Here is a 19,334-nt window from a genome sequence, read left to right as displayed (position 1 = left end):
CGACCCGACCGTCGTCCCGGCGGCGGAACCCGATGGCACGCCTCGATCCCGCGCCTCGCGGCCGTCGCACTCCGCCGTGGATCCGCCGTCGTGCTGTTCCTGGCCGTCTGGGAGCTCGTCCCCCGGTTCGGCCTGGTCGACCGAGTGTTCCTGCCGCCGTTCTCCGAGGTCGTGGCCGCCCTGTGGGGCCTGGTCGTCGACGGCGAGCTCGCCGAGCACCTGCAGGCCAGCCTGTTGCGCTCGGTCAGCGGCCTGGTCCTGGCGGTGCTGGCGGCGATCCCGCTGGGCCTGCTCATCGGCTGGTACCGCCCGGTCTCCGATGTCCTCGGCCCGCTGCTGGAGCTCTTCCGCAACACCTCGGCGCTGGCGTTGCTGCCGGTGTTCGTGCTGCTGCTCGGCCTGGGCGAGACCTCCAAGATCGCCCTGGTGGTGTTCGCCTGCACCTGGCCGATCCTGCTCAACACGATCAGCGCGGTGCGCGGGGTGGACCCGCTCCTGATCAAGTCGGCCCGCTCGTTCGGACTGAGCTCGCCTGCCCTGTACTGGAAGGTGGTGCTGCCCTCGTCGGTACCGGCGCTGTTCACCGGTGTCCGGCTGGCCGCGGCCTACTCGATCCTGGTGTTGATCGCCGCCGAGCTCACCGGGGCCAAGGCCGGGCTCGGCTACCTGATCACCGCGGCGCAGTACAACTTCCAGATCCCGCAGATGTACGCCGGGATCCTCACCATCTCGCTGCTCGGCCTGGCGCTCAACCAGCTGCTGGTGGCCGTCGAGCACCGCCTCACCCGCTGGCGTACCCCGCCGGCCTGACCGCCCTCGCCACCCCGCTCTCGCAGCGACGACCGCCGAAGGAGACCCCTGTGTCGGCAGCACCGCGACAGATGCATCTCAACGCCTTCCTCATGGGCGTCGGTCACCACGAAGCCGCCTGGCGGCTGCCCTGGAGCCGGCCCCGCGACGTCCTCGACGTCGGCCATTTCCAGAACCTCGCCCGCATCGCCGAACGCGGCCGGCTCGACTCGGTCTTCTTCGCCGACCGACTCGCGGTCGGCGACGCGGCGCGGCACAACGTCACGAACGCCCTCGACCCGGTGCTGCTGCTCAGCGCGATCGCCACCGCCACCGAGCACATCGGACTGATCTCCACCGCGTCCACCGGGTTCTCCGAGCCCTACACCCTCGCCCGGCAGTTCGCCACGCTCGACCACCTCAGCGCGGGACGTGCCGGCTGGAACATCGTCACCTCCGGCGGGGAGGCCGAGGCCCGCAATTTCGGCCGCGACGCGGCCGACGAGCACGACCGGCGCTACGCCCGGGCCGCCGAGTTCCTCGACGTGGTCACCGGCCTCTGGGACAGCTGGGACGACGCCGCGTTCGTCGCGGACAAGGCGTCCGGAACCTTCGCCGACACCGATCTCCTGCGCGCTCTGGACCACCGCGGCGAGTTCTTCGGCGTCGGCGGCCCGCTGAGCGTCCCCCGTGGCCCGCAGGGGCACCCGCTGCTCGTCCAGGCCGGGTCGTCGCCGGCCGGTCGCGAGTTCGCGGCCCGGCACGCCGAGGCGGTCTTCACCGCGCACCAGACCCTCGACGACGCCCAGGACTTCTACCAGGACCTCAAGAACCGCGTCGCGGAGCACGGCCGCGACCCCGAGCACACCAAGGTGCTGCCGGGCATCGTGCCCGTCCTCGGCGCGACCGAGGCCGAGGCTCGCGACCTGGAACGCCGGCTCGACGACCTGCTCGTCACCGACCACGGCGTCGCCCAGGTCTCAGGCATGCTCGGCCTCGACCTGTCCGACCACCCGCTCGACCGGCCACTGCCGGCGCTGCCCCCGATCCAGCAGATCAACGGCAACAAGAGCCGGTACGACCTGGTGGCCCGGATGGCGGAGCGGGAGAACCTCACCCTGCGCGAGATCCTCGCCCGGCTCGGCGGCGGCCGCGGCCACCGCGTCGTGACCGGCACGCCGGAGCAGGTCGCCGACACGCTCGAGGTGTGGTTCACCGAGTACGCCGCCGACGGGTTCAACATCATGGCCCCGCACCTGCCCCGGGGCTTGGAGGACTTCGTCGATCACGTCGTGCCCGAGCTGCGAACGCGGGGACTGTTCCGCACCGACTACTCCGCGACGACCTTGCGCGGGCACTACGGCCTGCCCCGCCCGGCGGCCTGCGGTTCCCGCCTCGGTGTCGCCGGCGCCGCGGCCGACCGGGTGCCTGCGACGTCCTGAACCGGCACCCGTCCGGGCGTCACCGAGGTCCGACCGCCGACACCGTGATCGTCCCGAACCGGCCGGACACGGAGCGACCGCGCGCCGGTTGCTGGAGACGACCGACGTGCCGGTGGAGCGGGTCGGGTAGGCAGCGGGGCCCGCGATGCCGAGCCGGGGTGCCGTGGAGCTGGGCGTGTTCTCGGGCGAGCGAATCGATTCGCGGTAGCGAACAAGGCGATGACATCGAACACATGTTCGACTACACTCGGACAGGTGACCGCCGTACAGGAACCACCGATCCCCGACACCGACCCGAGTGCCGGTGAACCCGGGTTCCCGCAGGTCGATCTCGCGCTCATGCAGGTGGCGGTCGAGCAGGCGGCCGCCGACGGCGCCGGGTCGCTGTCCGAGTCCGAGCTGATCGATCAGGTCCAGCAGATCGAGTCCCTGCAGAACTCTCTGGCGGCGTTGCAGGCCAGCCGCATCCGCGCGTTCGCCCGCGCCCATGTCGGTGCGCGGATCGCGGCCGGTGTGCTCGACCTGGACAAGCTCGAACGCGCGGTGGCCGCCCAGATCGGGCTCGCCTGCCGGGTCTCGCCGACCGAGGCACGCACCCGGGTCCGCACCGCCCGCGATCTGCACGACGGGCTCGACCGTGTCCGTGCCCTGTTCGTCGCCGGGGAGCTGAGCCGGGACAAGGTCGCCGCGATCGCGACCGCCACCGCCGACCTCGACACCCGGCAGCGTGGCGCGGTCGATGCCCGGCTCGCCGCCCACGACCTGTCCCGGCTCGGGATCGGGCGGCTGCGGGACCTGGTCCGGATGCTGGTCGCCGAGATCGCCCCGCAGAAGTTCCGCTCCCGGGTCGACGCCGCCCGCGCCGGGCGGCGGGTCACGCTGCTCCCGGCCCCGGACGCCATGACGTATCTGACCGCGTATCTGCCCCTCGAGCAGGGGTGGCCTGCCTGGCCGCGCTGCAGAAGGCGTTCACCGAGGTCTCGGTGGACCCGGCACCGCTGACCCGCACCCGCGGGCAGGTCATGGCCGACACCCTGGCCGAACGCGTCACCGGCACGGCCACCGCGACCGACGTGGACGTCGAGGTGCAGGTGCTGGTCCCGGTCGAGGCACTGATCGACCCGCACAGCCCGCTGCCGGCCGAGATCCCCGGCCACGGCCCCGTCCCGCTCGACCTGCTGGCCACCACCAACGGCCGCACATCGCTGCGGCGACTCCTGACCCGGGCCGGGATCATCATCGGCGGCGAGTCCCGGCAACGCTGCTTCACCGGACTGCTCGCCGAACTGCTCACAGCACGCGCCCGCAACCGCTGCACAGAGCCCTACTGCGACGCACCGGCACGACACCTCGACCACATCGACCGCGCCGGCGACGACGGACCGACCGAACTCGACAACGGCCGGGCCACCTGCGAGTTCCACAACCACGTCCGTGAGCAACCCGGATGGACCGTCCACCGCACGCCCGAGGGCGTCCGCACCACGACACCCACCGGCCACTCCTATCTCGCCCCCGAGGGCCCGGCGTCAGGGACTTCCGAAGATCGTCCTCCAGAGGAGGGTGGGTGACACCGACGGAACGGGGTACCGGCCTCCGGCGAGCGCCAGGAGGGGCGAGGAGCGGGTTTGGCCGCTCGGGAACCGGTGATACGGGTCGGGTGACACGAGTTTCCGGAGATGCGCGACCGGATCCCCGATGACGACCGGCCGGTACGTGGGGGAGCTTCCTCCCGGCGACCCCTTGCAGGTAATGCTGGGCGACATCGCAGCCGGGCGTCTGGAGGAGCGCGAACGAGCCGGCTTCTCGGTGTTCGCGCTGGCAGGGACGAACGAGATCTACGCCTACGAGGGCCACGAGTCGGGCACCCGGATCGTGTGCAAGTTCTTCGGTACGCGCTTCGGCGGTGACGCCACCACCGCCGCCCGGGCCGCCTGCCGGGAGCGGGAAGCCCTGCGCGCTCTGCGCGAGATCGGGTTGTGCGGCTCACCGCACCACGTCGTCTGCCCCTACGGTTTCGCCCCGGACATCAACTGCGCGCTGGCCCTGGAGTACTTCGAGGGCGAGCGGCTCAGTGAAACCATCGACCGAGCCATCTGGCACGGCGACGAGCCCCACCTGTTCCAGCGGCTGGAGGCGCTGGCCTACTTCCTGGCCACCCAGCACCGCCGGACGACCACCGGGCAGCCGGTGGATTTCGCCGTCGACTGCACCTACCTGGATGTGTTGCTGGGAATGCTGCACGGCACCGGCCGGGTCGGCCAGTGGGACATCGACGAGCTGTGCTGGCTGCGCGAGCTCTGGCGCGCGCGGCCGCGGATGTGGCAGGACCGGCAGGTGTGGCTGCACGGGGACGCGACACCGGCGAACTTCCTGTTCGGCCAGGACCTCGACGTCGTGGCCATCGACCTCGAACGGTGCCGGCGCGGGGACCGGCTGTTCGACGTCGGACGGTTGGCCGGCGAGCTGCAGCACTCGCTGCTGCAGGCCACCGGCCTTCCCGACCGGGCGGATCCCTTCATCCGGCATCTCCTGCGGGCGTACTGCGGCCACTTCCCGGACAGCGAGGCGATGTTCGCGGCGCTCACCGCACGCATCCCCTACTACATGGCGTGCACACTGCTGCGGGTCGCCCGCAACACCTACATCGACTCCGACCACGCGGCCAGGTTGATCGACCACGCCAAGCGGCTGCTCCGTACCCCGTGACCGGAAGGAGGGGACGCGTTGCGCGCTGAAGCCGTACTGTTCGATGTCAACGGCACCCTGGTGGACATCGTCACCGACGAGCAGCAGGAGCGCGTCTATCGGGTCATCGGGCACGTACTGGCCTACTCCGGCATCGAGCTGCGCTGCGGTCCCTTGCGGGAGGCCTACTTCGCCACTCTGGAACAGCTGCGCGCTCGCTGCCGGGAAGAGCATCCCGAGTTCGACGCCGTCGCCGTCTGGCGCACCATCGTCGAGCGGAACGCCACCGGGTACACCCGTTCCCTCTCCGCCGACCGGCTCGAACAGCTGCCGCTGTTCCTCGCCGAACTGCATCGCGGGCTCGCCCGCCGGCGATTGCGCCGGTTTCCCCATGTGCGCGCGGTCCTCGGCGAACTCCGCAGCCACTACCGGCTCGGCGTGGTCACCGACGGTCAGAGCGCCTACGCCCGCCCGGAACTGGCGCAGCTCGATCTGCTCGGGTATTTCGAGCAGGTCGTGGTCTCCGGCGACTTCGGCTTCCGGAAACCGGATCAGCGCCTGTTCGACACGGCAGTCCACGCCCTGGACGCGGAACCCGACCGTGCGGTCTACGTCGGTAACGACGAATTCCGTGACGTGCACGGCGCTCGGCAGGCCGGCTTACGGACGGTGCTGTACACCTCCGACGGGAACGCCGAAGGAAGCAGCTGCGCGTGCGAGTGCACCCCCGATCACGTCGTCACCGATCATCGTCAACTCCTGGAACTCCTCACCCCGCGGACGTAGCCGGCCCGCGGCGCACCGGGCCCGGCCGTACACCTGTCCGAGTGTCCGGCGATCAGCCGTTCAGCTCGGCGCGGAGCCGGCCGATGGTCCGGCTGAGCAGCCGGGACACGTGCATCTGTGACACGTCGACGTCCGCGGCGATCTCGGTCTGGGTGCGGTTGCGGTAGAAGCGCAGCAGCAGGATGCGCCGCTCCCGCTCGGGGAGGGCGTTGATCTGTTCGCGCAGCTCACCGCGTGTGGACGCGGTCTCGATGCCCGGGTCGTCGTCGCCGAGGCGCTCGCTGAGGGGCGTCTCGCCGTCCGGGGTCGGCGCGTCGAGCGAGACCGCCCGGTTGGACTCCATCGCGCCGAGCGCCTCGATCACCTCGGAGGTGTCGACGTCGAGTTCCTCGGCGAGCTCACTCGGCCGCGGGGCGCGACCCAGTCGCTGGGTCAGCGTGATCGTGGCCCGGCTCAGGGGAGGGGACGAGCGGCGCCGGTCGTCCACAGCGTAGGACAGCCGCTCCTCCGGTCCGTACGGTCGGTCGAACTCCATTGGACGCCCGTAGCGAGCTCGGTGAGTGCCTGAGGACTCGACGAACCCGCGACCCGGAGCCGGAACACACACGAAGGCGAGTCCGCATGCAGATCACCCGAAGCAGTCTCGACACCCGCAAGGGCCCCGCCGAGTGGTTCACCGGCGACGTCTACATCGACCCCGTGGCGGCGCCGGCCGGCACGTCGACGTTCGCCGCCGCGCTGATCCACTTCACTCCCGGGGCGCGTACCGCCTGGCACACCCACCCGCACGGTCAGACGATCTTCGTCACGGAGGGCGTGGGCCTGTGCCAGCGCGAAGGCGGCCCGGTCGAGGCCATCCACCCCGGCGACCGTGTCTACTTCGAGCCGGAGGAAAACCACTGGCACGGCGCGCTCCCGAACCGGTTCATGGTCCACATCGCGATGCAGCAGAACGACCAGTCCGGCAGCGCGGTCACCTGGGGCCGCCACGTCACCGGCGAGGAGTACGACGCAGCGCGGGCGGACCCCGGCTGATGAGCGCGGCTGTGGCCGGGAGGTCCCCCGGTTCGATCGCCGGACGCTCTTACTCGATCGTGCGGTGCTGGTTGTGGAGTTCGGACGGGCCGGTCGTCTGCTGGGCGACCCAGGGGCCCGGTATCGACGGGTCGAGGATGCCGTCTTCGAGGAAGGTGTACCGCCCGTCGAGCACGTTCCGAGAGGCGGTCCGGTCGCTGTCGTCGGAGTTGTCCCAGAGGCGGGTGAACAGCTCCTCCACCCGCCCGGTGGCCTGCGCGCAGAACGCGTCGGCGAGTTCGCGGGCGGCACCGTGCGGGGTGGCGTCCTCGGCGTGCATGCGCTGGGCGCGCACGCAGCTCGCGCTCATCGCGAACAGCTCGGCGCCGATGTCGACCAGCCGCCCGAGGAAGCGCTGCCGCTGTTCGAGGCCGCCTTGCCAACGGGCCATGCCGTAGAAGGTCTGGCGGGCCAGGCGCCGGCCGGCCCGCTCGACGAACCGCAGGTGCCGGGCCAACGGGCCGAACTCGGCGTAGGCGCGCGGATCCTGCCCGCGACCGGCGACCAGGCTCGGCAGCCAGCGTGCGTAGAAGCGGCCGGCCCGGGCCGCGGCGCGCAGCTTCGTCGACATCGACGCCTCGGGGTCGATGAGCTCGCCCGCAGCCGACAGGTGCGCGTCGACCGCTTCGCGGGCGATGAGCAGGTGCATGATCTCGGTGGCGCCCTCGAAGGTGCGGTTGATCCGCAGGTCGCGCAGTACCTGCTCGGCGGGGACGCCGCGCTCACCGCGCGCGGCGAGCGACTCGGCGGTCTCGAAGCCGCGACCGCCCCGGATCTGCACCAGGTCGTCGGCGACCAGCCAGGCCATCTCGGAGCCGTACAGCTTGGCCAGGGCGGCCTCGATGCGGATGTCGTGGCGCTCCTCGTCGGCCATGACGCCGGCCAGCTCGACCACCGCCTCCATGGCGAACGTGGTCGCGGCGATGAACGCGATCCGGCCGGACACGGCGTCGTGCTCGCCGATGGGCCGGCCCCACTGCACCCGCTCGCCGGACCACTCCCGGGCGATCTTGGTGGCCCACTTGCCGGCTCCGGCGCAGATGGCGGGAAGGGAGAGACGCCCGGTGTTCAGGGTGGTCAGCGCGATCTTGAGCCCCTCGCCCTCGTCGCCGACGCGGTTCTCGGCAGGCACCCGCACCTGGTGGAACCGGGTGACGCCGTTCTCGATGCCGCGTAGGCCCATGAACTCGTTGCGGTGCTCGACGGTGACCCCCGGCGAGCCGGCCTCGACGACGAATGCCGAGACCCCGCCCCGGCGCCCCCCATCCTTCGGCACCCGGGCCATGACGATCAACAGATCGGCGATCACCCCGTTCGTGGTCCAGAGCTTGACGCCATCGAGCAGGTACGCCGACCCGTCATCGGTGGGGGTGGCGGTGGCGTGCAGCCGGGCCGGGTCGCTCCCGACGTCGGGCTCGGTGAGCAGGAAGGCGCTGATGTCCCTGCGCGCGCAGCGGGGCAGGAACGTGCGCTTCTGCTCCTCGGTACCGAACAACGCCAGCGGCTGCGGCACCCCGATCGACTGGTGCGCCGAGAGCATGGTCGGCAGCGCCGGGTGCACCGAGCCGGTCAGCATCAGCGCGCGGTTGTAGTCGACCTGGGACAGACCGAGCCCGCCGTACTCGACGTCGATCTTCATCCCCAGAGCGCCGAGTTCGGCGAGCCCGGCGAACACCCTGTCGGGCACCCGCCCGTCACGTTCGATGATCCGCGGGTCCACTTCCGACTCGCAGAACTCACGCAGCCGGGCCAGGAAATCCTCCCCCCGAGCGCGGGCCTCGGTCCTGCCCTCGGGATGCGGGTGGATCAGGTCCAGGCGGAACCGGCCGAGGAAGAGCTCCTTGCCGAAGCTGGGCTTGCGCCACTCGGCTTCGCGGGCCTCCTCGGCCACGCGCCGAGCCTGCTGCTCGCTGACCTGAGCGTCACCGTCGCCGTGCGGCTGGGTCTGGGTGGACACCATCGTCATCCTCCTTGGCACCTCGGCCTCTGCCCGCGCATTCCCCTGGCGGGCCCCGACCACACACGGCCGGTCAGGCCGCAGGCAGTGAGGCAGCCAGGCCGTCCCCGTCGTGGCTGGTGGCATGACTTCCCGGCGTCCCCCGCGGTGCCGGGACACCACAGCTGCGGGTCGCGGCTGCGGGCCTCGGTGTCGAACCGGTCTCGGGGGCATGGATCCACGAAGCCGGGTATCGCGCAGAGCATGGTGATCCCGTCCCGGCCCCCACCGAGTGCCGGCCGGCGAGCAGCCTCCCGAACCCGGCACGGAGATCGAGCAGGAAGCCGCCCGCCGGTCGGCGGAACGTCACGGTCAGGCGTTCAGCCGGGCGGCGAGGAGCTTCTTGGCCTGCTCGGCCCCCTTCTGGCTCTCGCCCTGGGCACGCCGGAACAGCTCGGCGAGCTCCTTGTCGTCCTTCCGCTCGGCGTCCTGCAGGTAGGTCTGCAGGCGGAGCGCGTTGCTCAGGCAGCTCTCGAGGAACCACACCAGGTTGTAGTCCTTGTCCGCGGTGCCGGTGGTGTCGCCGGTTTCGGTCACGGTCATCCCTCCACGTCCGTCGACGGCCGCGCGTGGTGCACGGCTCCCCAGCGACTACCCGGCCGCGGCCACGCCATGCCGATCGCGGGCCGGTCGCGCTGCGCGGCCCACGCTCCCGGCTCAGTAGTGGATGGCCTGTCCGCCCACGGCCAGGCTCGCCTCGCCGACGACTTCGGCCAGCGTCGGGTGCGCGTGCACGCTCATGCCGACCTCGCCGGCGGTGCCCTCGACGAGCTTGGCGTAACAACCCTCGGCGATCAGCTCGGTCACGTGCGGGCCGATCGCGTGCATCCCGAGGACGAGGCCGGTTCCCGCCTCGGCGACGACCTTGCAGAACCCGTCCGGCTGCCCGTCGATCAGGGCCTTGCCGACGGCCCGGAACGGGACCTTCGACTCCTCGACCCGGTAGCCCTGCTGCTCGGCCTGCGCTCGGTCCGGCCCGAACGAGGCCACCTCGGGACGGCAGAACGTCACCCGCGGGATACGGTCCTGGTCCAGCGGCATCGGGTCCGCGCCGGCCATGTGCTCGACGGCCGTGATGCCCTCGTGCCCGGCCGCGTGGGCGAGCCAGTACCCGCCGATGACGTCGCCGGCCGCGTACACGCCGGGCTCGCCGGTCCGGTAGTACTCGTCCACACCGATCTCGCCGCGGTCGTTCTGCTCCACCGCGGTGGCCTCCAGGCCGAGGCCGTCGACGACGGTCCGGCGGCCGACCGCGACCAGCAGCGCGTCGGCCTCGAGCGTCTCGGTGCCGTCCCCGGTCTCGACGTCGATCCGCACCCCGCCGTCGGTCTTCGCCAGGCCGGCGGGGTCGGCGCTCGCGCCGGTGAGTACCCGGATGCCGCGCCTGGTGAATGCGCTCTCCAGCTCGGCCGAGACCTCGGCGTCCTCGGCGGGCACGATCCGGTCCGCCAGCTCGACCAGCGTGACGTCGGTGCCGAAGTCGCGGTACATGCTGGCGAACTCGACGCCGACGGCCCCGCTGCCCAGCACGATGATCGAGTCCGGCGGGTCGTCGGTGGTGGTGACGACGTCGTCGCTGGAGATGACCGTTTCACCGTCGAGATCGAGGCCCGGCAGCGTGGCGGGCGCGGAGCCGGTCGCGATGAGCACGTTCGACGCCTCGAGCTCGCTGGTGCCGTCCTCGCCGGTCACGGTGATCCGCTGGCGCTCGGCGATCGGCTTGGGCTCGGCGAAGCTGCCGGTGCCGCGGTACACCTGGATCCGGTTCTTGCGCATCAGGCCGGAGAGCCCCCGGCGCAGCTGGTCGACGACCTGGTCCTTGTGCTCGGCGGCCTTGGCGTAGTCGAGCCGCACCTCGCCGGTCTCGACCCCGACGTCGGCGCCGCCACGGGCGTCGTCGAGCCGGGCCGCGGTCTGCAGCAGGGCCTTGGTCGGGATGCAGCCCAGGTTCAGGCACGTCCCGCCGAGGTGCTCGCCGCGCTCGACCAGTGCGACGCGCATCCCGAGCTGGGCGGCCCGGATCGCCGGGATGTACCCACCGTTGCCGCCGCCGATGACGACGAGATCGAACTTCTCCGTCACGTGTCGCTCCTCTACACCGTCAGCAGCAGCGGGCTTTCCAGCAGCCGCCGGACCTCCGCCAGGTAGCCGGCGTTCTCGGCGCCGTTGATCACCCGGTGGTCGGAGCCGACCGTCAGCTTGAGCACGTTCTGCGGCACGACGTTGTCGTCGGCGTCGAAGCCCGGGCGCCGCACCACGCTGCTCACCGCCATGATCGACACCGACGGCGGGTTCACGATCGCGGTGAAGCTCTCCACCCCGTACATGCCCATGTTGGACACGGTGAACGTGCCGTTCTGGTAGTCGTCGGGGCGCAGGTCGTGCTCGCGGGCCCGCTTCGCCAGGTCCTTCGCCTCGGCCGAGAGCGCGGACAGGGTCTTGCCGGCCGCGTCCCTGATCACGGGCGTGATCAGGCCGTCGTCCAGGGCGACGGCCATGGCCAGGTCCACGGTGCGGTGCTGCTGCACGCCGTCCTCGGTCCACCAGGAGTTGAGCTTGGGGAACCTCCCCAGCGCCAGCGCGCACGCGCGCATCACGAAGTCGTTGATCGAGAGTTTGACGCCGTCGTCGGCCAGCGCGTCGTTGAGCTCACCGCGCAGTGCCAGCAGCTCGTCGACCTGCACCTCCACCGTCGCGTAGTGGTGCGGGGCCTGCTGCCAGGACTGCTGCATCCGGTCCGCGACCACCCGCTGGGCGCGGGAGAGCTGCACGAGCTCGCCGGCGGTGGGGGCGTCGGACGCGGCGGGGGCGGCGGGGGCCGTGTCCCCGGCGGGTCGCTCCTCCTGGCGCGTCCGGCGGGCGGCGCCCTCGCCCTCGTCCAGGACGGCGCGCACGTCCCGTTCCACCACGCGGCCGGCGGGGCCGGAGCCGTCGATCGCGGACAGGTCGATGTCGTGCTCGCGGGCCAGCCTCCGGGTGATCGGGGAGGCCCGGACCCGTCCGTCGGCGGACCGGTCCGACGTGGGGGCCGACGGTTCGGTCTCCTGCTCGGGCTCGGCGCTCTCCCGGCGCCGGTCCGCCGTCTGCTCGGCCTCGTTCTGTTCCGCCGCGTCGTGCTCCGCCTCGTCGGATTCCTGGTCCGGAGCCGGCTCCTCCTCCCGCGAGGCCCCCTCGTCGGCCGGCGGTTCCTCCCCCTCGGCGAGGATCACCGCGACCGGGTCGCCCACCGGGATCTCGTCGCCCTCCCGGGCGACGAGCCGGTGCAGGGTGCCGGAGTCCTCGGCCTCCAGCTCCACGGTGGCCTTGTCGGTGTCGATCTCGGCGAGCGCGTCTCCGGCCTCGACCCGGTCACCCTCCTGCTTGAGCCAGGTGCTGAGGACCCCGGCCTCCATCGCGTCGCCCATCTTGGGCATGATCACGTCGGGCATCGTCACCCTCCGTTCTGGTAGAGCACCCGGCGGACCGCGTCCACCACCTGCTGCTCGTCCGGGAAGGCGGCCTTCTCGAGGTTGTGGGCGTAGGGCGCGGGAACCTCGGCCCCGCTCACCCGCTCGACCGGGGCGTCGAGATGGTCGAAGGCCCGGTCCTGGATGATCGCCGCCACCTCGCTCGCCACCCCGAACCGGAGCCACTGCTCCTGGACCGCCACCGCGCGGTGGGTCTTCTCGACCGAGGCGACCACGGTGTCCTCGTCGAGGGGGCGCAGGCTGCGCAGGTCGATGACCTCGACGTCGATGCCCTCATCGGCCAGCATCTCGGCGACCGTCAGGCACAGGTGCACCTGGCGCCCGTAGGAGACGAGGGTGACGTCGTCGCCGCTGCGGGCGATGCGAGCCATCCCGAACGGAACCGGGTTGTCGCCGGGGTCGACCTCGCCCTTGGTTCCGTAGAGCGCGCCGGCCTCGAGGAAGATCACGCAGTTGTCATCGCGGATCGCGGTGGTCAGCATGCCCTTGGCGTCGGCCGGGGTCACCGGGGCGACCACCTTCAGACCCGGGAAGTGGCCGTAGAAGGACTCCAGGGAATGGGTGTGCTGGGCCGAGAGCTGCACGCCACCGCCGTTGGGTCCCCGGATCACCATCGGGACACTGACCTGCCCGCCGGAGAAATAGCGGACCTTGGCCGCGTTCTGGATGATCTGGTCGACCGCCAGGAACGAGAAGTTCCAGGTCATCATCTCGACGACCGGGCGCAGGCCGGCCATCGCCATGCCGACGGCCGTTCCCACGAACCCGTTCTCACTGATCGGGGTGTCGATCACCCGGTGCGCGCCGTAGCGGTCGTAGAGCCCGTCGGTGACCAGCTGGGTGCCCCCGTAGACGCCGATGTCTTCGCCCAGGAGCACCACGTTCTCGTCCCGGTCGAGCTCGCCGGCCAGCGCCTCCTGCAGTGCCTCCCGGTAGGTCTTGGTCTCGGTCTTGGTCTCAGTCACCGGCCGTCCCCCCGCCGTCGTCCGGGTTCTCGTCGGTCTCCGCGTAGACCCCGTCGTAGAGCCGTTCGACGGGGGGTTCCGGGCTGCTGTCGGCGAACTCCACCGCCCGCGCCACCTCGCGGCGCGCGTCGTCCCGGATCTGCTCGACCGCGTCGTCGTCCACCGTCCCGGTGTCGGTCAGCGAGTCCCGGAGCAGGGTCAGCGGGTCGCGCTCGCGCCACTGCTCGACCTCCTCCTTGGTCCGGTACCGCTCGTAGAAGTCCGCGGCGCCGTGCGGGGCGAGCCGGTAGGTCACGGCCTCGACCGCGTACGGACGCCCGCTCTCGCGCACCTGCTCGGTCACCCGACCCGCGCAGCGGACGACCTCCTCCAGGTTCATGCCGTCGACCTTCTCGTGCTCGATGCCGTAGGCGTCGAACTTGGTCGCGAGGTCGGTCACCGCCGACTCCCGCGGCACCGAGGTGCCCATCCCGTACTGGTTGTTCTCGACGATGAACAGGACCGGGCACCGCCCGTCCTGGCCCCACAGCGCGGCCAGGTTGGCCGCCTCGTGGAAGGCGCCGGCCTGCATCGCACCGTCACCGAGGTAGAGCTGGCAGATGTGCTCGGTCTGCCGGTAGCGCATCGCGTAGGCGAAGCCCACGCCCAGGGGGATGTGACCGCCGACGATCCCGTAGCCGCCCCAGAGGCCACGGTCGACGTCGAACAGGTGCATCGACCCGCCCTTGCCCCCTGCCAGGCCCCCTTCACGGCCGTAGAGCTCGGCCATGACCGCGCCCGGATCGCAGCCCATCAGCAGCGCGTGCGCGTGGTCCCGGTAGGCGGTGATGACCCGGTCGCCGGGCCGGAAGGCCTCCAGGAAGCCTGCCGCCACCGCCTCCTGACCGGTGTAGAGGTGCAGGTAGCCGCCGACCTTGCCGCGGCGGAAGGACCGTTGGCACTGCTCCTCGAACGTCCGGACCAGCACCAAGCGCCGGTAGAGCTCCGCCAGCCGCTCGGAGTCGGGAGCCTTGGTCCGCTTGCGGCTCCGCGAGCCGGAGCGACCCTTGGTCTTGGCCACCAGACCTCCTCCGTACGGCCTCGCGCGTCGCGACGGGACTGCCGTGCTCCCGCCACGAGACCGCCGCGGTCGATCCGCCACGGTCACCCGAGTCGCCTACCCCGGATCGGGACCAGGCATGCGGTGATCCAGTCTGCCGCCTGGATCGCATGCGAGCCCATAGCACATGGGTCCTGATCGAGCGGTGGTGGACGCCTTCGACGCCTGGCTCGACAGCCTTGAGGAGGAGACCGCGAAGACGACCGTGAGCTGATCACTCGGCGAGCTGCAGTCCCTCGTGCTCCTGAAAGTCGGCGAAGTCCTTGACGGTGAAGGCCGCGAGCGAAACCTCTCGCACGAGGCAGCAGGCTGCCATCCAGCTGTCGTTGGTCGGTCGCGGGCGGCCGCGGCGCTGGGCGTAGGCCTGCAGCTCGCCCCATCGGGCCGCGACGCGCTGGTCGGAGGGCAGGACGACGAGTCCGGCGATGAAGGAGCGCATCGTCTCGACACGTCGAGGTCCCCACTGACGGACGAGCGTGCACTTGGTGAGCTCGCCGACGGTCACGAACGTCACCGCGAGCACGTTGCCGGCCAACCGTCCGGCGAGCGGCTACGTGAGCCGGCGCCGCAGCAGTACAGAGGCCACGTCGGTGTCGAGGACGACGAGGCTCATCCGACGTCGGCTCGGCGGGAGGCGTAGAGGTCGGCGAGGAACTCGTCGTGCTCGGTGTCGGACTCGAACGGATCCTCGGTCGCAGCGAGGTCTTCTACCGTGACGATCGGTCGGGCGGCGTGACGACGCAGGAGTTCCTCGGTGGTCACGAAGTCGTCTGTAGGCCAGTCATCCGGCCGTTGCGGGTTCGTCGTCATCAGAGCCTCCTGTGTCTCTTCGATGGTCCCACAAGGCCACGCAGGTCTCCGACGATTCGCTCGACGAAGCGCTCGGAAAGTGACGGCATCCATTTTGCTGTCACCCCGTCGTCCTTGCTGTTGATGCGGTTCAGAGGCAGCAGGGTGACGGAGTGACAGAAGGGCGCGTCCGCAGACGGGTCCGAGCGGCCCTCTCGTGTGCCCGGGCCCGCGCGATGATGGACTCATGGAGTCCATGAACCCCACCTGCCCGGCAGGCCCTCAACCCGCTGGACGACGACGTGACGCTGGCCGGCGGGAGGAGCAGAGAGAGGCTGTTTGGCGTCCAACTGCCCGAGGACCCCAGCGGCGAACGTCGACATCGGTCAGAAGCGCCAGATGGCGCTCAACCGGCTCGACCGGCACCCCGTTCAGACCGAGCACCGTCCACGATGTATGCCGCGACCCGGCGCGTCGCAACGGCCGCGGATCCGAGCGCTGGCATGGGGCTGGTCACGGTCGGAGTGGTCGAGGCGGTAGGTGGCGTGATCGGGCCGCTCGCCTGCTCCCGTCCAGGGCTGGTCGTCGCATCCCCGTCCCGTCGACATGCATGGGCCAGAACGGCGATGGCCACGAGGGCGGAGCGACCCGTGCCGTGACTGGCCACGACAACCCGGTAGCCCCGTGCGACGGTCAGTACCGGCGGCGCGGCCGACCCTATTCGGCGGACAGGGCCTCGACCAGGTCTCCCACCTGAGGGTTTGGAAGGGCATGGGCGACGTCGGCCACGGCGACCATCCCTACGAGCGTTGCTCCGTCGATCACCGGGAGCCGGCGGACCCGGTGCTCGGTCATGGTCGCGAGGACGTCTTCGGCTGTGTCCTCGGCGCCGATAGTGACCGCCTCGGCTTGATTGAGGTCACCGGCCGGGAACTGGCCCGGGTCTCGGCCGTTGCCCAGAACCTTCGTCACGATGTCCCGGTCGGTGAGGACGCCCTTGAGCTTGTTGTCGGGACCGCAGATTGGAAGGGCCCCGACTCCGAGACGGGTCATCATCCGGGCGGCGTCGTCGACCGTGTCGGTCGTCCCGATGCAGTCGGCGCCGGGGGACATGATGTCGCGAGCGATAGTCACGTAATCTCCTCGTTCTTGTCGGCCCGGCCGACCGGGCCGGTTACAGGTCGATATCGTGTTGTGGTCTCGTGCCTTGCCGGTGACGAGGGACTTGAACCCGATTCCGGCACCACGAACCCCGGACGCCAGGCGCCTCGGCTCCTCGGTTTGCGTGATCAGTCCCGGCCTCGGCCCGGCGCCGGGGCCGACAGGCCGCCAACGTCGGCGCGGCCGGGCGCTGGCGCCACAGTCGGCCGGTGCGAGGCCGCCCAGGTCCGAACGGCCCGGATGCCGGTCGGCGCGCGCGTGAGCAGAACCGGATGTGGCGCGAGGCGGGGGAGGAGCACGGAGCGCGTCCGGCCCGGACGGCGTTAGGACGCGCGGGATACGGGTAGCCGACGCCCATGTCCAGGAGCGACGATGCCCTGAAGGGCTACCGGTCCCGGCGTGACCCCGCCCGCTCCGGTGAGCCGGTCGGCGCGGGTGGCGGACGGGGTGCCGGTGACCGATTCGTGGTCCAGCGTCACGACGCATCGAGCCTGCATTTCGACGTGCGCCTGGAGGTCGGGGGAGTGTTGGTGTCCTGGGCTGTGCCCAAGGGCCCTTCCACCGATCCGCGGGACAAGCGCCTGGCGATGCGCACCGAGGACCATCCGCTGGACTACGCGACGTTCGAGGGTCGGATCCCGCAGGACGAGTACGGCGGCGGCACCGTCGTCGTGTGGGACACCGGTACCTACCACAACCTCGACGACCGCGACGTGCAGGACGGCCTGGACCGCGGCCACCTGAAGGTGTGGCTCGAGGGGGAGAAGGTGCACGGCGGTTACGCGTTCACCCGTACCGGGATGCGTGGCGACGACAGGAACTGGCTGCTGGTCAAGGTGACCGACGAGGGGGCGGACCGACGTCGGAAACCGGTCCGGACCGAGCCCGGCTCGGTGCTGTCCGACAAGCGGAACGAGGACCTGTGACACGGTTGCCGAACCCGCTGGACGGGGTGCTGGATGCGGGGGAACGTGACCTGGTCCGGGGGTGTGCAGCAGAGTTCGTCGCGCCGATGCTCGCCACGCTGTGCCACGAGCCGTTCTCGGGCGGGGACTGGGTGTTCGAGCGCAAGCTCGACGGCGAGCGGCTGGTAGTGGTGCGCGACGAGGCGGGCGCCCGGCTGTACACGCGCAACCGCAAGAACGTCTCGGACACTTACCCCGAGCTGGTGGCGGCGCTCGACGAGCAGGCGGCGCCCGGGCTGGTCGCCGACGGCGAGGTGGTGGCCTTCGACGGTGCGCAGACCAGCTTCTCCCGGCTGCAGGGCCGGCTCGGCATCACCGACCCGGGGCGGGCACGCTCCACCGGGATCGCGGTGACCCTGTACTTGTTCGACGCCCCGGTCGTGGCCGGACACGATGTCACCGCCGTGGCGCTGCGCACCCGCAAGCGGTTGCTAGTGCGCTCCGTGGAGGCCGGCGACGGGGTCCGGCTGAGCCGGCACCGCAACACCGACGGAGAGCGCTACCTGCGCGAGGCGTGCGAGCGCGGCTGGGAAGGTGTGATCGCCAAGCGTGTGGACGCGCCGTACCGGCCGGGCACCCGATCGGACTCCTGGCTGAAGCTCAAATGCGTGCAGGCTCAGGAGCTGGTGATCGGCGGCTGGACGGAGCCGCAGGGGTCGCGCACCGGCTTCGGCGCGCTGCTCGTCGGCTACCACGACGGCTCTGGCCTGCGCTACGCCGGCAAGGTCGGCACGGGGTTCGACCACCGGGCCCTCGGTGGGCTGCGCGAGCGGTTCGGCGAGGTGGAGACCGGAACCTCACCGTTCCGGGACCGGGTCCCCGAGAGCGGGGTGCACTGGCTGCGGCCCGAGCTGGTCGCCCAGATCGGGTTCTCCGAGTGGACCCGCGATGGGCGTCTGCGCCACCCTCGCTACCTCGGCCTCCGTGAAGACAAGGACCCGGCCGACGTTGTGCGCGAGGAGGTGCGATGACGACCGATCGCCAGCAGATCACCCACCCCGACAAGGTGCTCTACCCGGGGCCGGGGGTCACCAAGGAACGGTTCGCGGCCTACCTCGAGCAGGTCGCCGAGGTCATGCTGCCGCACCTGGCAGGGCGGCCCCTGGTCCAGCATCGGTTCCCGGACGGCGTCGAGCAGCCCGGCTTCTATCAGAAGCAAGTGTCCGCGCAGGCCCCCGACGTGGTCGACACCATCGACGTGCACGCCGACACCCGGCGCGGGCACGTCGAGCACGTGGTCGCCGACGACGTGGAGACGTTGCGCTACTTGGCCAATCAGGCGTGCCTGGAGCTGCACCGGTGGCTGTCCCGCTCCGACGACCTCGATGTCCCGGACCTGCTGGTCGTCGACCTGGACCCGCCGGAGCGCGGTGACCTGGGCGACCTGCGCCATGCGGTACGGGCCGCCCGTGACCTGCTCGACGAGATCGGGCTGGTGCCGCACCTGATGGCGACCGGGAGCAGCGGCTACCACGTTGTGGCCCCGCTCGAACGGGGCGAGGGCTTCGACGAGGTGCGCGCCCTGGCCCGAGCCGTGGCCGACCGGCTCGCCGCTGCCGACCCGGACCGACTCACCGTCGAGCAGCGGGTCGCCGCCCGGGGGAACCGGATCTTCCTCGACACCAACCGCAACGCGTACGCCCAGACCGCGATCGCGCCGTACTCGCCGCGCGCCCGGCCGGAGCCGACGGTGGCGACGCCGATCGAGTTCCCCGAGCTCGGCAAGGTCCGGCCGGACGGTTACGACCTCGCCGGTGTACTCCGGCGACTGGCCCGCAAGGACGACCCCTGGGCCGACATCCACGCTCACACGGTGCCCGCGGTGCAGGCCCGTCGGGCGCTCGAGACCATGGAACCGCGCTCGGAAGGCGCGTCCTGGGCGGAAGGTCCGTGACGTTGCGCCGAGCTGGTGATCGTAGCCGAGAACCGCAGCGACCTGCTCGGCGATCACCACGGCCTCGCGGGGTCACGACGGCCACCGTGACCGTCGCGCTGTCCGGGGACAGCACGGCGGCTCTAGACGTGTCACCGTGAGTGATGACCCGCGGTCGCGCCGCCCTCACACCCGCGTCGGGCGGGCATCGGTCCGGTTCGGTGGGTAGGCGCGGGCCGA

20 protein-coding genes are annotated in these 19,334 nt (G+C 71.3%); 10 read left to right on the top strand and 10 right to left on the bottom strand.

Going from position 1 to position 19,334, the window contains the following annotated elements; all coding sequences use genetic code 11:
* The first annotated feature begins 45 nt into the window (after nucleotides 1–45).
* The 6 genes from ACLFMI_RS13920 to ACLFMI_RS13895 all read left to right on the top strand — a co-directional run bounded on the left by ACLFMI_RS13920 (nucleotide 46) and on the right by ACLFMI_RS13895 (nucleotide 5,705).
* A complete protein-coding gene (locus ACLFMI_RS13920; protein ID WP_410948321.1) occupies nucleotides 46–810 on the top strand; it encodes an ABC transporter permease in 765 nt (254 codons plus the stop codon).
* A gap of 71 nt (nucleotides 811–881) precedes the next feature.
* On the top strand, nucleotides 882–2,231 hold the full coding sequence (locus tag ACLFMI_RS13915; RefSeq protein ID WP_410948252.1) for an LLM class flavin-dependent oxidoreductase: 1,350 nt from the start codon (nucleotides 882–884) through the stop codon (nucleotides 2,229–2,231).
* Between the two features lie 255 nt (nucleotides 2,232–2,486).
* The gene (locus ACLFMI_RS13910) at nucleotides 2,487–3,233 is read left to right on the top strand and encodes a DUF222 domain-containing protein (RefSeq protein WP_410948251.1); all 747 of its coding nucleotides are present in this window, start codon (nucleotides 2,487–2,489) and stop codon (nucleotides 3,231–3,233) included.
* On the top strand, nucleotides 3,170–3,802 hold the full coding sequence (locus tag ACLFMI_RS13905) for an HNH endonuclease signature motif containing protein (protein ID WP_410948250.1): 633 nt from the start codon (nucleotides 3,170–3,172) through the stop codon (nucleotides 3,800–3,802). The genes ACLFMI_RS13910 and ACLFMI_RS13905 overlap by 64 nt, the downstream gene beginning before the upstream one ends.
* 127 nt (nucleotides 3,803–3,929) lie before the next feature.
* Nucleotides 3,930–4,940, top strand: a complete 1,011-nt coding sequence (locus tag ACLFMI_RS13900) for a phosphotransferase (RefSeq protein WP_410948249.1) — start codon at nucleotides 3,930–3,932, stop codon at nucleotides 4,938–4,940.
* A gap of 18 nt (nucleotides 4,941–4,958) precedes the next feature.
* Nucleotides 4,959–5,705: an HAD family hydrolase gene (locus tag ACLFMI_RS13895; RefSeq protein WP_410948248.1), complete on the top strand. Its 747-nt coding sequence runs from the start codon at nucleotides 4,959–4,961 to the stop codon at nucleotides 5,703–5,705.
* A 52-nt stretch (nucleotides 5,706–5,757) separates the two neighbouring features.
* On the opposite strand, the gene ACLFMI_RS13890 is transcribed toward ACLFMI_RS13895, so the two are convergent.
* Nucleotides 5,758–6,240: a sigma-70 family RNA polymerase sigma factor gene (locus ACLFMI_RS13890; RefSeq protein WP_410948247.1), complete on the bottom strand. Its 483-nt coding sequence runs from the start codon at nucleotides 6,238–6,240 to the stop codon at nucleotides 5,758–5,760.
* An 86-nt stretch (nucleotides 6,241–6,326) separates the two neighbouring features.
* Between ACLFMI_RS13890 and ACLFMI_RS13885 the strand changes: the two genes are divergently transcribed.
* Nucleotides 6,327–6,740: a (R)-mandelonitrile lyase gene (locus tag ACLFMI_RS13885; protein ID WP_410948246.1), complete on the top strand. Its 414-nt coding sequence runs from the start codon at nucleotides 6,327–6,329 to the stop codon at nucleotides 6,738–6,740.
* Between the two features lie 49 nt (nucleotides 6,741–6,789).
* On the opposite strand, the gene ACLFMI_RS13880 is transcribed toward ACLFMI_RS13885, so the two are convergent.
* From ACLFMI_RS13880 to ACLFMI_RS13840, 9 genes are all read right to left on the bottom strand, one after another.
* The gene (locus ACLFMI_RS13880) at nucleotides 6,790–8,739 is read right to left on the bottom strand and encodes an acyl-CoA dehydrogenase family protein (protein WP_410948245.1); all 1,950 of its coding nucleotides are present in this window, start codon (nucleotides 8,737–8,739) and stop codon (nucleotides 6,790–6,792) included.
* A 348-nt stretch (nucleotides 8,740–9,087) separates the two neighbouring features.
* The gene (locus ACLFMI_RS13875) at nucleotides 9,088–9,318 is read right to left on the bottom strand and encodes a hypothetical protein (protein ID WP_410948244.1); all 231 of its coding nucleotides are present in this window, start codon (nucleotides 9,316–9,318) and stop codon (nucleotides 9,088–9,090) included.
* Between the two features lie 114 nt (nucleotides 9,319–9,432).
* Complete coding sequence (gene lpdA / locus ACLFMI_RS13870) at nucleotides 9,433–10,857, bottom strand: dihydrolipoyl dehydrogenase (protein WP_410948243.1); 1,425 nt, start codon at nucleotides 10,855–10,857, stop codon at nucleotides 9,433–9,435.
* A gap of 11 nt (nucleotides 10,858–10,868) precedes the next feature.
* Nucleotides 10,869–12,203: a dihydrolipoamide acetyltransferase family protein gene (locus ACLFMI_RS13865; protein WP_410948242.1), complete on the bottom strand. Its 1,335-nt coding sequence runs from the start codon at nucleotides 12,201–12,203 to the stop codon at nucleotides 10,869–10,871.
* A 2-nt stretch (nucleotides 12,204–12,205) separates the two neighbouring features.
* Nucleotides 12,206–13,207, bottom strand: a complete 1,002-nt coding sequence (locus tag ACLFMI_RS13860; protein ID WP_410948241.1) for an alpha-ketoacid dehydrogenase subunit beta — start codon at nucleotides 13,205–13,207, stop codon at nucleotides 12,206–12,208.
* Nucleotides 13,200–14,267 carry a thiamine pyrophosphate-dependent dehydrogenase E1 component subunit alpha gene (locus tag ACLFMI_RS13855; RefSeq protein WP_410948240.1) on the bottom strand — a complete coding sequence of 356 codons (1,068 nt, stop codon included), beginning with the start codon at nucleotides 14,265–14,267 and terminating at the stop codon, nucleotides 13,200–13,202. The genes ACLFMI_RS13860 and ACLFMI_RS13855 overlap by 8 nt, the downstream gene beginning before the upstream one ends.
* Nucleotides 14,268–14,520: 253 nt before the next feature.
* Nucleotides 14,521–14,820: a PIN domain-containing protein gene (locus ACLFMI_RS13850; protein WP_410948239.1), complete on the bottom strand. Its 300-nt coding sequence runs from the start codon at nucleotides 14,818–14,820 to the stop codon at nucleotides 14,521–14,523.
* 95 nt (nucleotides 14,821–14,915) lie between these two features.
* A complete protein-coding gene (locus ACLFMI_RS13845) occupies nucleotides 14,916–15,116 on the bottom strand; it encodes a hypothetical protein (RefSeq protein ID WP_410948238.1) in 201 nt (66 codons plus the stop codon).
* A 696-nt stretch (nucleotides 15,117–15,812) separates the two neighbouring features.
* Entirely contained in the window at nucleotides 15,813–16,229 is a 417-nt protein-coding gene (locus tag ACLFMI_RS13840; protein WP_410948237.1) for a CBS domain-containing protein, read from the bottom strand.
* A gap of 383 nt (nucleotides 16,230–16,612) precedes the next feature.
* Here ACLFMI_RS13840 and ACLFMI_RS13835 point away from each other — a divergent pair, with 383 nt between their 5' ends.
* Genes ACLFMI_RS13835 through ligD (ACLFMI_RS13825) form a run of 3 tightly spaced genes read left to right on the top strand, consistent with a single transcriptional unit; the run spans nucleotide 16,613 to nucleotide 19,115 of the window.
* Nucleotides 16,613–17,182: a DNA polymerase ligase N-terminal domain-containing protein gene (locus ACLFMI_RS13835; protein WP_410948236.1), complete on the top strand. Its 570-nt coding sequence runs from the start codon at nucleotides 16,613–16,615 to the stop codon at nucleotides 17,180–17,182.
* Nucleotides 17,179–18,192 carry a non-homologous end-joining DNA ligase gene (gene ligD, locus ACLFMI_RS13830; RefSeq protein WP_458788584.1) on the top strand — a complete coding sequence of 338 codons (1,014 nt, stop codon included), beginning with the start codon at nucleotides 17,179–17,181 and terminating at the stop codon, nucleotides 18,190–18,192. The genes ACLFMI_RS13835 and ligD (ACLFMI_RS13830) overlap by 4 nt, the downstream gene beginning before the upstream one ends.
* On the top strand, nucleotides 18,189–19,115 hold the full coding sequence (gene ligD, locus ACLFMI_RS13825; protein ID WP_410948235.1) for a non-homologous end-joining DNA ligase: 927 nt from the start codon (nucleotides 18,189–18,191) through the stop codon (nucleotides 19,113–19,115). The genes ligD (ACLFMI_RS13830) and ligD (ACLFMI_RS13825) overlap by 4 nt, the downstream gene beginning before the upstream one ends.
* Nucleotides 19,116–19,334 lie beyond the last annotated feature (219 nt).

It is taken from the genome of Pseudonocardia nantongensis (assembly GCF_046546495.1).
Lineage (GTDB): Bacteria > Actinomycetota > Actinomycetes > Mycobacteriales > Pseudonocardiaceae > Pseudonocardia > Pseudonocardia nantongensis.
Note: the sequence above shows the minus strand (reverse complement) of the source record. Positions and strands in the feature narration are given on the sequence as shown.

Coding starts and splice junctions, on each gene's coding strand:
- ACLFMI_RS13915 (WP_410948252.1), top strand. CDS start 882: ATGCATCTCAACGCCTTCCTCATGGGCGTCGGTCACCACGAAGCCGCC.
- ACLFMI_RS13900 (WP_410948249.1), top strand. CDS start 3,930: ATGACGACCGGCCGGTACGTGGGGGAGCTTCCTCCCGGCGACCCCTTG.
- ACLFMI_RS13890 (WP_410948247.1), bottom strand. CDS start 6,240: ATGGAGTTCGACCGACCGTACGGACCGGAGGAGCGGCTGTCCTACGCT.
- ACLFMI_RS13885 (WP_410948246.1), top strand. CDS start 6,327: ATGCAGATCACCCGAAGCAGTCTCGACACCCGCAAGGGCCCCGCCGAG.
- ACLFMI_RS13880 (WP_410948245.1), bottom strand. CDS start 8,739: ATGGTGTCCACCCAGACCCAGCCGCACGGCGACGGTGACGCTCAGGTC.
- ACLFMI_RS13875 (WP_410948244.1), bottom strand. CDS start 9,318: ATGACCGTGACCGAAACCGGCGACACCACCGGCACCGCGGACAAGGAC.
- ACLFMI_RS13865 (WP_410948242.1), bottom strand. CDS start 12,203: ATGCCCGACGTGATCATGCCCAAGATGGGCGACGCGATGGAGGCCGGG.
- ACLFMI_RS13845 (WP_410948238.1), bottom strand. CDS start 15,116: ATGACGACGAACCCGCAACGGCCGGATGACTGGCCTACAGACGACTTC.
- ACLFMI_RS13835 (WP_410948236.1), top strand. CDS start 16,613: ATGTCCAGGAGCGACGATGCCCTGAAGGGCTACCGGTCCCGGCGTGAC.
- ligD (WP_410948235.1), top strand. CDS start 18,189: ATGACGACCGATCGCCAGCAGATCACCCACCCCGACAAGGTGCTCTAC.